Here is a 10,080-nt window from a genome sequence, read left to right as displayed (position 1 = left end):
CGGCGGCGCGGGCGCGCCTGGCGCCCCGGGTGCCCCAGGCGCCCCGGGCGCGCCCGGCGCCGCGCAGGCGCAGGCGCGCGAGCAGGCGAAGGGCGTGCAGCAGGCCGTCGCCAAGCTCAACGACAGCCTCAAGAAGCTCGACGACCTGCTCGGCAAGGTGAACGAGGGCAAGAGCGTCGCCGGCAAGATCCTCGTGGACGAGCGGCTCGGCCGGAAGGCGGGGACGGCGATCGAGGGGATCTCGGACTACGTGGACCGGCTGCAGAAGCTCCAGATCGAGCTGCAGCTCCGCTCCGAGTTCCTGCTCAACCAGTCCGTGGAGGAGGGGCGGCCGGGCGCGAAGATCTACGTCGCCGCGAAGATCCTCCCGCGGCCGGACAAGTACTACCTGCTCGAGCTGGTGAGCGATCCGCGCGGCGTGGACAAGCTCACCACCGAGACGATCACCACGCGGCAGCCCGGCTCGGCGACGGAGAGCACCACGATCGTGAACCGCACGCTGCACGAGGACGCCTTCACGTTCTCGTTCCAGCTCGCGAAGCGGTACGGCCCGGTGGCGTTCCGCGCGGGCATCATCGAGAGCTCCGGCGGCATCGGCACGGACGTGTACATGCTCGAGGACAAGCTGCAGATGTCCGTGTCGATGTACCAGTTCAACCGGGTCAACCAGAACGTCTGGCCGCGCGCCAAGCTCTGGGCGAACTACAACCTGTTCCAGCACCTCTACGTCACGACCGGCGTGGACGACTTCCTGAACCGGTGGCAGTCGCTGACCAGCGTCGGCGGCCGAAGGTTCAACATCGGCACCGACGTGTTCTTCGGCGCCGGCCTGTACTTCACCGACGACGACCTGAAGACGCTCCTCCTGTCCGGCGCCGGGAGCGCCGCCGGGAGCGCCTCGTCCGCGAGCAGGTGACCCGGGGTCGGCGGCGTGGACGCGCTACCGTGGCCGCGCTACCTCCGACGGAGGGACGAACCCTTCCGCGCGCGGGGGGCTCCGATCTCGCGGCGCGGCGCCGCTATACTCCCCCGCGACGAGGTGGCGATGACGAACTGGCTCAAGCTCGCGGTCCTGGTGGTGGCGGCGGTCGTCGTCACGCAGCTCCTCGTCCGCGGCTCGCACCGCTCCACCGTCGCGCCCGCGGGCAGCCCCGCGCCGGCGCTGGTCCTGCCGGACCTCGAGGGGCGCTCGCTCGATCTGGGGAGCCTCAAGGGGAAGGTCGTCGCGGTGAACTTCTGGGCGACCTGGTGCCCGCCCTGTCGCCGGGAGCTCCCCGATCTCGCCGCGTTCTACCAGGCGCAGCGGGGGCGCTGCTTCGAGATGCTGGGCGTCGCGGAGGAGTCCGGCCGGGGCGACGTGGCCGCCGCCGCGCGGCAGATCCCGTACCCGGTGCTGCTCGACGAGACGGCCCGCGCGCTCGAGCCCTGGGGCGTCCAGGGGTACCCCGCGACCTTCGTGGTGGACGCCGAGGGGCACGTGCGCCACGTCTTCCGCGGCGAGATCGACGGCGCGGAGCTGGCCGACGCGGTGGCGCCGCTCCTCCCCAAGACGTGCCCCCGCGGCTAGCGCCGCCCGCCCGGCCGGGGTAGATCCCGGGCGTGCCCACCGCGCCCACCCCTTGTCCCCTCTGCGGCCGGCCGGCGCTCCGCTCGCCGGAGAACCGCTCGCACCCGTTCTGCTCCGATCGCTGCCGCCTGATCGATCTCGGCAACTGGCTCGGCGAGAGCTACCGGATCCCCGGTCCGCGCGCCGGCGACGGGGCGGAGGTCCCTCCGCGCCCGGTGGACGGCGAGGAGGAGGGGAGCTGACGGTGAAGCCGATCCTGTACGTCGCGCGCCCGCTCCCCGGCGGCGCGCTCGCGCCGCTCGAGGCGCTCTTCGAGGTCCGCACCGGCGACGGGCCGCTCCGCGCCGGCGCGGTCCCCGACGCGGCGCGTGGCGCGACGACGCTCGTCGTCACCTACCTCGATCGCGTCGACGCGGCGCTCCTCGGCGCGTTCCCGGCGCTGCGGCACCTCGCGTCGTACGGCGTCGGGGTGAACCACATCGACCTCGCCGAGTGCCGTCGGCGGAACATCCTCGTCACCAACACGCCCGGTATCCTCACCGACGCGACCGCCGATCACGCGATGGCGCTCCTCCTCGCGGCGGCGCGCCGGATCGCCGAGGGCGACCGCGTGATCCGGGCGGGCGGCTGGACGAGCTCCGCGCCGGGCTGGATGCTCGGGACCGAGGTCACCAGGAAGACGCTCGGGATCGTCGGGTTCGGCCGGATCGGGCAGGCGGTGGCTCGCCGCGCCGCCGGCTTCGAGATGAAGGTGCTCTACACCGGGCCGCGCGAGGTGCCGTTCCCCGGCGCGCGGCGCCTCCCGCTGGAGGCGCTCCTCGCGGAGTCCGACTTCGTGTCGCTCCACGTGCCGCTCACGCCCGACACCGAGCACCTCCTCTCCGCCGAGCGGATCGCGCGCATGAAGCCGGGGGCGATCCTGGTGAACACGGCGCGCGGGCCCGTGGTGGATGACGCCGCGCTCGCCGGCGCGCTCGGCTCCGGGCGGCTCGCCGCCGCCGGGCTCGACGTGTTCCCGAGGGAGCCCGCCGTTCCGGAGGCCTACCTGGCGCTCCCGAACGTCGTGCTCACGCCGCACCTCGGCTCCGGCACGCGGGAGACGCGCGCCGCGATGGCGCGGATGGTGCTCGAGGAGGTCGCGCGCGTCGCGCGCGGGGAGCCGGCCAGGCATCCGGTGGCCTGATCGCGGCGCCCAGGGGCGGACGTGGCGGAGCGCCCCGGCTCGCCGCGCTGCCTGGCCGCCGCAGGGGCGCCGTGGTATGCACGGCCCCGGCCAATGGGCTTCGTCGATCTCCACAACCACCTGCTCTACGGCATCGACGACGGCTGCGACTCGCCCGGCGAGACGCTCGAGGCCGCGCGCCTGCTCGTCGAGCTCGGGTACGCGGAGGCGGCGCCCAGCCCGCACGCGATCGCGGAGCTCCCGAGCGGCGATCCGGCGGTGTGCGAGGCCCGCCGCGCCGAGGTGGCGGCGCTCCTCGCCCGAGAGGGGATCCCGCTCGCGCTGCACCCGAACGCCGAGAACCGGCTCGACGAGGCGTTCCTCGAGCGGCTCGACGGGCCGGCGCGCCGGGGCATCGGCGCGACGCAGCGCTGGGCGCTCGTCGAGGCGCCGTTCCAGCTCGAGGTGCCCGCCCTCGCCGACCTCGTCTTCCGGATCCGGCGCAAGGGCGTGTCGCCGCTCTTCGCGCACCCGGAGCGGTGCGTCGAGTTCGAGCGCGCCGGCCGGGCCGAGGAGGTCGTGCGGCTCGGGGGCGCGCTCCAGCTCAACGTGGGCGCGCTGGTCGGCGCGTACGGGAAGACGGCGCGCAAGCTCGCGGAGCACTTCCTCGGGGACGGGCTGTACGCGGTGGCCGCCACCGATCTGCACGCCCCCCGGAGCGCGCGCCGCTTCCTCGAGGACGGGCTCGCCGCGATCGAGAAGCGGGCCGGGAGCGCGGGGCTGCAGCGGCTCTGCGCGGAGAACCCGCGGCGCGTCGTGGCCGGGGAGGAGCTCGCGTGAAGCGTGTCGTGCAGGCGGTGATCGGCCTCGGGATCTCGGCCCTGGCGCTCTGGTTCACGCTGCGGGGGAAGGACCTCGACGCGGTCACCCACGCGCTCCGGCAGGCGGACTACCGCTACCTCTGGCTGTACCTGCCGTTCCTCGCGGCGATCCACCTCTCGCGGACGGTGCGCTGGGGCATCCTCCTCGAGCCGGTCGCGAAGGTGCCGTTCGGGCGGCTCAACGCGGTGTCGGCCGTCGGGTTCATGGCGCTCGCGATCCTCCCGTTCCGGCTCGGCGAGCTCGCGCGCCCGTACCTCGTGGCGGAGCGGCCGCGGATCCGGGTGTCGGCGGCGCTCTCGTCGGTGGTGGTGGAGCGCGTCGCGGACGGGATCTTCACCGGCCTGCTCCTCGTCGTGTCGCTGCTCGTCGTGCCCGACGGGACGCCCGGCATCCGCGTGCTGCGGGTGGGCGGCGTCGTCGTCTCGGCCGCGTTCGTCGCGGCGCTCGTGTTCCTGGTCGTGGCCTACCGGAACCGGGCCCTCGCGGTGTCGCTCGTCACGCGCGCGCTCGCGCCCTTGTCGCCGCGCCTCGCCGCGCGCGCGGGCGGGATGCTCGAGGCGTTCATCCAGGGGCTCCGGCTCGTGCCGTCGCGCGGGAAGGTGGCGCTGTTCTTCCTGCTGACCGCCGTCTACTGGGGCGTGAACGCGTGGGGGATGCAGGTCCTCGCGCGCGGGTTCGGGTTCCAGCTCGACGCGGCGGCGGCGTGCACGCTCCTCGGGGTGCTGGTGGTCGGGGTGATGATCCCGGCCGGCCCCGGGATGGTCGGCACGTTCCAGGGCGCGATCGTGCTCGGGCTCGCCCTGTTCGCCCCGAGGGAGACGGTCGCGACGCACGGCGTCGCGTACGCGAACGTGCTCTGGGCGGCGCAGCTCGGCTTCCAGGCCATGCTCGGCCTCGCCTTCCTCTTCTCGCGCCACGTCCGGCTCGGGCGCATCTTCGCCGCGCCCGCGGAGGTGGACGCGGCGCTCGAGGTCGAGCAGGCGGAGTACCGCGCCGACGGCTAGCTACGCGGCGACGGAGGCCGGCGTCGGGGCGGGCGCCGCGGCGTCGCGCGCCTCGGCGGCGCGGGAGAACGCGCCGTCCAGCTCGGAGAGGAAGCAGGCATCCAGGGCGTCGTCGATCTCGCGCAGCAGCGCGTCGAGCTCCGCGCCGGTGGGGTTGCCGAAGGGCAGTTCGAGATTCGTCACAGCTCCTCCTCGAGCCAGCGGAGCAGGGCGTCCTTGATCCGGTCGGCCGTCCGGTTCTCGAGGCGGGGGACCGGGTGCTCGGGCGCCTTCGGAGGCTCGAGCGGAAGCTCCCGGGGGGCGAACTCCTCGGTCCGCGTCGAGAGGGAGGGGATGGTCTTCCGCATCGCGAAATCCTCCGATATCGCCGGCCAGCCCGACCCTCGTACCACGGGCGTACCTTCGGTCAAGAAATCGGCCGGCCCCGGGCCGCGACCCAAGCCGCCGACGGGGAGGGGCGCACGCCATCCCACCTCGCATCCCACACCGCGCAGCCCGCTTGACGGATCCCCCGCGTGGCCCTATAAACCCGCGTTCTCAGCCGGTTCGGTGAGGTAGCTCAGTTGGCTAGAGCGAGGGTCTCATAATCCCTAGGTCGGGAGTTCGATTCTCCCCCTCACCACTCACGTAACTACTCGATATCACACAAATAAAGGCGCCGCGGACCCACGTCCTCGGCGCCTCTATGTTTTCGTGTTAGGTGACGGGCAAGATTCGCCTGCACACGCCTTCGTGATCCGAGGCGCGCCATCGGACTGCGTGCAGGCGAATCGCGGTATCCGTCCGCTGGCCAGCCGCGTTAGCGCCGGATGACAGGTGCGGGAACGACTCACGAAACTCGTGCTTGGAGTGGTACGCTCTGTCGCTAGCCTCGTTCAACAACGAGCGCGACACTGCGTGAATGTGTAGCGCCCGGGAGATGACATGGCGCCACCGCAGCCGGGGTATCAGGGGATCCGCTTCCCTGAGAGAGCAGAAAGCCTTCAGGAGGCCGAGTACCAAGGGTACCGGGTCTTCCTAAACTTCTGGACGCCGCTCTCCAACCAACTACGGGCGTTCTACGAAGCGTTGATCCTTCGGCGCGACACGCGGGCGCTTCTCGTCTACGCGCCCCAAGGTGGCGGAAAGACGATGTTCGCGCGGAAGCTCGCGGCCGACTTCGAAGGAACGCCGGCAACCGGCGCCTTGCAGGCGGACGGGAACAACCTCTGGCATCGCGTGGCGGGTGGCACCGCTGGAGCTGCCGACCGGCTCGACGTTCATCTGATCCAACAGTCGCGCACGACGGTGACGGTCGTGACTGTCGGTAACGACACCCGCATGCCAGGAGTCCGGATACCCGCGGACCGGAACTGGCTGAAGAAGCTGAAGGAGATGGTCACGCCCGGCGACAACAGGCGCTGGATCGTGATCATCGACAACGCGGAGCAGGGGCATTTCCTACAAGGCCTCGTCGATTTGTCCGATGCCGACTTCGTCCGCCTCGCATCGGATCCGCAGATGACAGCTCTCGCCACCCAACGCTTCGTCAGCAACGCCCGTCAGGAACTCCGTGGTTGCCTCTTCCTGCTCTTGACCAACAACGAACAGTTCGCCGCTGGTCTTGAGGCGGGGATCAACGCGCAGCATGCGGGCATGTTGGCGCGCGCGAACCTTCCCCTGCCTGGACCGGTAGAAAAGGAGACCGTCGTTCGCGTAAACACGAACAGGCTGAATCCGATCTCCTACTGGTACTGCCTGGACCGCGCGGGCCCGGCAGAGAAGGCGGCCGTCTACAGGGCTTTGGCGGGAGCCAATACTTTTCCGTCATCGTTCGCTGCAGTCGATAACGCAATCCGCTCCTCGACGCGTTATGGTCGCCGAGCGCGCAGCTGTCTGTTGACCCTGGCGGTGCTTACCGGCACAGAAGCTGGACACTCCGCCGTCGTTGGCAGCCTAGGCAAGGTGTGGCGGAAGGAAGTCGATCATCAGTGGCTGTCGAGCACTCTTCTCGATGAAGGGTGGGCGCAGGCGATCCTTCCACATAGGGATGCGCTACTGCTTGAGTCGGAATGGATGCTGCGCGTCGTGGTCCTTGGTGGCCCGTTCGTTCGCGCGTTGCTCAGCGCGAATGCCGAGCACCTCGAGCGCTGCCGCGTGCTCCTGGAGCGTCTCAAGCCAGCCGAGGCGAGCAAGCCGGGCACCTGGGGCGAAACCCTGGCCAGCACGGAGACGGAGTTTCGAAACATCGTCAACGACTGGCCCGACACATCCGCGACAAACCCCGCCAGCTTCTGGGGGCTCGGGCAACGCCGCTCTACCGTGTACGAGCCGGTCTTGACGGAGATCCTGGGCTCCTACAACCGAGGGGGGGGCCGGGTTCCTGGGCTACCGCCCGGACTTTGTCGTGAAGCCATTCACGCCTTGTTCAATACTCACGGCTCAGTCCGAGCAGATCGATCACATTAACCAAGCGATCTATCGAGACGCCCATGTGATGGAATTCACGGCTGTCGAGGTTCTCACCCCGGAGCCGTTGCGCACGTATCTCGCGCAGAAGCTTCCGAACTACGTCGAGATCACGCGCGAGCAGTAGGCCCGCGGAGCACGGCGCGGCCGGACTGCGTCGCGGGAGGCGACTCCGAATGCGCGCCGCAACTGTCGTGGATACGCTCTCGTCGGCGTTCGTGCGAGGAGGTTTGGTCTAGACGGCGACGTGAATCGCGAGTGCGGACCCGCCCCCGTCGCTTCGCCGAGAGCAAGCAGCGGGTCTGCCGCTAGTAGCGGTACCGCAGCCGTATCGCTTGGTGGTTGAAAGCAGTGCGCTGCTTTTCGAAGTCTTCCAACGACACCGGGAACAGCTTTTCGCGGAACGGAGCCCAATCTGCCCCATCCTGCGCGATCTCGGAGTCCACGATACGAATGGCGTCCCGCTGCCCTGGCCATCGACCGAGAAACTGGTGGCCTCTCTTCATGACGAGCAAGCGTAGCGTCCACAGGTATTCGAACAAGTCGAAGGCCTGCGTGTAGTCTGCGTCATCGGGAACGAGTTCGCGGAAGTACTCGCGAAGCCACGCGTGTAGGTCGTCGCGCGTCGCATTCGAAAGAACCGTATTAGGTGCGAGAGCCTCTTCGGCCGGGATAACCTTACCTTCGGGCTCGTTGAGGGTCACGCCGAGAACGCGACGGAGCAGGGCGAAGTCGCACATCCAAGTCGCGGCGATCCCCGCGGCATAGAGGACAAGCATTGCAGGGTAGCGACGCAGATTGATGAGGGCCGTCTCACCGCCCTCCTGGGCTCTGCGTCGCCCGAGCGACTTCAGGACTCGCTCCCAGAGTACCCGCTGGTCTTCGCGTCCCCATCGAATGAGGGGCACGGTGATCGCGGTCAGAATGGAAGTTGCGCTCTCGGACGCGCTCCGGCGTTTCGACCACTCCTTCTCGCCACCGTGCGTAGATGAGAACCGTCCGGCGCCGAACTCGCGGAGCCAAGCGTCCAGTTCGCGAGATACGAACTCGTGCAGACGCACGTCATGAGCCGGGTCAGCGACGTATCTTCTTACGATCGCGGCAGCGACTTTGACCGATGGGGCACTTGGGGCGGAGATGCCGTCTATCGCCTCAACCTTCGTCGCGAGATCCGTGAAGAATGTGTCGGCATCCCGTATGCTGATGAATTCCGCGGCGCGATGCCGAATCAGGTCGGCTGCGACCCCGGATGGCTTGGTCGAGAGGGCGGTCCAGTAATAGCCGTACCTTCGGTTCGGACACCGTTGAAGTGCTGCGCGCAAAGCGAAGTCGTATTCAGCCGACCAACCGCAGACGATCAACCCATACTCGTCAAATACGCGGTCGAGCAGCGTATCGATCGCCGAGTCGTACTTGCTCAGTTCGTCGCGCGTATTCTTGATACGCGTGTCCAGGTAGTCGCCGTGGATCTTGATGATCGTTGCCTTCGAGTGGACTAGTGGCACCGCACCGCGCGCCGTGTCCGGCGAACTGATGACTTGCGGTACAACGCCCACGGCATCGAACGCCTGCTCCAGGAGTCGGTCGAAGTTGGTGGTGAGCACCACCTTGACGCTCCCCCTCTGAACCATATTCGCTATCGCGCGGTGAGCGGCGGTTGGCGACTTCTTCGCCTCGTCGCGCTCTTCTTGCGTCGGTTCGAAGTACGACCTCAAGATCGCAGCACGTTCGTCGGGCGACTGAGTCAATGTCTCCAGCACCCGCGAATAGTCGGGCTCCTCCCCGTAGGTCGCGCGGTACCACTGTTCGAGATTCGTCCCGGGAGCAGCGCCAGTTGCCAGCGCCACTCGCCGGATGAGATCGAGCGTGATTTCCCAGCCGGTCATGATGCCGGATGCACGCGATATGCCGGACCCAAGCAGGAGAGCGTACACCCCTGGGTTCGACTGCATCGCCACTGCGAGCTTCAGCACGGGATCCATGGGTGAGGGTCTACCGCGCGCATTCCGCGGGGACAACGTTGCCGTCGCAGGTTGCTTGGCCAGGGGAGCCGCCGACCGGCGCACGTTCACTCCAGACGCTGCGGCGCATCTCGCTCCTCTCCTCCGACAAGGCGCACGCGGTTGAGCTCGAGCTCGCGAAGGGCGTGCTCAAGGTCCAGTCGCAGAACCGGACCTCGGCGAGGCGAACGAGGAGGTGCCCGTCGAGTTCGTGGGCGACGGCCACAAGACCACGGCGCTGAAGGGATCCGCCGCCAGCTCTGCGTCATCGACGGGAACCCTGGGTTTCGCCACGCGGTGCAGCTCGTCTGGCCGAAGGCGGCGGTGCAGCGCTGCGCCGTGCACAAGCTCCGGAACATGCAGCGGAAGGCGCCCAAGCACGCGCAGGACGAGATCGCGGTCGACTTCCACGAGATCGTCTCCGCCAAGTGTGGCCGCTCAAGCTCGTTGATGGAGATGCTAACAGCCTGGCTGCTGTCCATTCGCCGCTTGAGCGGGGCGCGCGCAGCGGCGTGATGGACATCGCCGGGCGCCCCGCCGCCGGCCGAGGCCACGCGGCGAGGGCGGGGGGGGCGCGATCATCGCTCGCGCTCAAGTCCGTCGCGGTTGAGGATGTGCGGAAGGAGGTCCCGCTCGACGAGCTTGCGCTTCCTGCGGGCGGCCTCGCGCGGGCACCCGGTCGCAAATCGGTCGAGGTCGCGCATGCCGCCGGTGGCGGCCTCGTGGAGCATCTGGACGGCGTCATGGGTGAAGACGTCGCGATCGCAGCCGGCCCGCGTCATGCGGTACCGCAGGTACTCGGCCGTGTCCTCGGGCGTGAGCGGGTCGATGTGAGCCGCCAGTGGATGCGCGAGTGCAGCGACCGGTAGCGCCGGAGCTGGAGTTGGTCTGTATCCGCCCGGCCGACCGCACGTAGCGGTCCGGCGGACCGGCGTGGGAGGCTTCGGCGAGTGCGAGTGGGATCAGGCTGCCGCGGCGCGCCGCGCAGCGGCCCAGTTGGGCGGGAGCAGCTCGCCG

At 69.3% G+C, this 10,080-nt stretch carries 11 protein-coding genes, 1 tRNA gene and 1 pseudogene; 10 read left to right on the top strand and 3 right to left on the bottom strand.

Features of this window, described 5'->3' with window-relative positions; genetic code table 11:
* The 6 genes and pseudogenes from MNZ27_RS21925 to MNZ27_RS21900 all read left to right on the top strand — a co-directional run.
* Positions 1-916 (top strand): annotated as a pseudogene (locus MNZ27_RS21925) (MlaD family protein); the annotation flags it as partial.
* Between the two features lie 129 nt (positions 917-1,045).
* Positions 1,046-1,567: a TlpA family protein disulfide reductase gene (locus MNZ27_RS21920; RefSeq protein ID WP_242396203.1), complete on the top strand. Its 522-nt coding sequence runs from the start codon at positions 1,046-1,048 to the stop codon at positions 1,565-1,567.
* Positions 1,568-1,599: 32 nt separating this feature from the next.
* Positions 1,600-1,809, top strand: coding sequence for a DNA gyrase inhibitor YacG (locus tag MNZ27_RS21915; protein ID WP_242396202.1), 210 nt, complete (start codon positions 1,600-1,602; stop codon positions 1,807-1,809).
* A 2-nt stretch (positions 1,810-1,811) separates the two neighbouring features.
* A complete protein-coding gene (locus MNZ27_RS21910; protein ID WP_242396201.1) occupies positions 1,812-2,750 on the top strand; it encodes a 2-hydroxyacid dehydrogenase in 939 nt (312 codons plus the stop codon).
* 93 nt (positions 2,751-2,843) lie between these two features.
* Positions 2,844-3,569 (top strand): tyrosine-protein phosphatase, encoded by a 726-nt coding sequence (locus tag MNZ27_RS21905; RefSeq protein WP_242396200.1) that lies wholly within the window; start codon positions 2,844-2,846, stop codon positions 3,567-3,569.
* A complete protein-coding gene (locus MNZ27_RS21900; protein WP_242396199.1) occupies positions 3,566-4,615 on the top strand; it encodes a lysylphosphatidylglycerol synthase transmembrane domain-containing protein in 1,050 nt (349 codons plus the stop codon). Before MNZ27_RS21905 ends, MNZ27_RS21900 begins: the two co-directional genes overlap by 4 nt.
* On the opposite strand, the gene MNZ27_RS21895 is transcribed toward MNZ27_RS21900, so the two are convergent.
* Together MNZ27_RS21895 and MNZ27_RS21890 are read right to left on the bottom strand one after the other, a co-directional pair.
* Positions 4,616-4,798 (bottom strand): hypothetical protein, encoded by a 183-nt coding sequence (locus MNZ27_RS21895; protein ID WP_242396198.1) that lies wholly within the window; start codon positions 4,796-4,798, stop codon positions 4,616-4,618. It abuts the gene before it with no gap.
* Positions 4,795-4,962, bottom strand: coding sequence for a hypothetical protein (locus MNZ27_RS21890; RefSeq protein ID WP_242396197.1), 168 nt, complete (start codon positions 4,960-4,962; stop codon positions 4,795-4,797). Before MNZ27_RS21890 ends, MNZ27_RS21895 begins: the two co-directional genes overlap by 4 nt.
* A gap of 201 nt (positions 4,963-5,163) precedes the next feature.
* Here MNZ27_RS21890 and MNZ27_RS21885 point away from each other — a divergent pair.
* A tRNA-Met gene (locus tag MNZ27_RS21885) sits at positions 5,164-5,237 on the top strand.
* A 302-nt stretch (positions 5,238-5,539) separates the two neighbouring features.
* Complete coding sequence (locus tag MNZ27_RS21880; RefSeq protein WP_242396196.1) at positions 5,540-7,063, top strand: hypothetical protein; 1,524 nt, start codon at positions 5,540-5,542, stop codon at positions 7,061-7,063.
* A 308-nt stretch (positions 7,064-7,371) separates the two neighbouring features.
* On the opposite strand, the gene MNZ27_RS21875 is transcribed toward MNZ27_RS21880, so the two are convergent.
* A complete protein-coding gene (locus MNZ27_RS21875; protein WP_242396195.1) occupies positions 7,372-9,045 on the bottom strand; it encodes an SIR2 family protein in 1,674 nt (557 codons plus the stop codon).
* A gap of 51 nt (positions 9,046-9,096) precedes the next feature.
* On the opposite strand from MNZ27_RS21875, the gene MNZ27_RS21870 reads away from it, so the two are divergent.
* Positions 9,097-9,579, top strand: a complete 483-nt coding sequence (locus tag MNZ27_RS21870) for a transposase (protein WP_308198015.1) — start codon at positions 9,097-9,099, stop codon at positions 9,577-9,579.
* Positions 9,579-9,932 (top strand): hypothetical protein, encoded by a 354-nt coding sequence (locus MNZ27_RS21865; protein WP_242396193.1) that lies wholly within the window; start codon positions 9,579-9,581, stop codon positions 9,930-9,932. Before MNZ27_RS21870 ends, MNZ27_RS21865 begins: the two co-directional genes overlap by 1 nt.
* Positions 9,933-10,080: the final 148 nt, after the last annotated feature.

This window comes from Anaeromyxobacter oryzisoli, from assembly GCF_022690765.1.
GTDB lineage: Bacteria > Myxococcota > Myxococcia > Myxococcales > Anaeromyxobacteraceae > Anaeromyxobacter > Anaeromyxobacter oryzisoli.
Note: the sequence above shows the minus strand (reverse complement) of the source record. Positions and strands in the feature narration are given on the sequence as shown.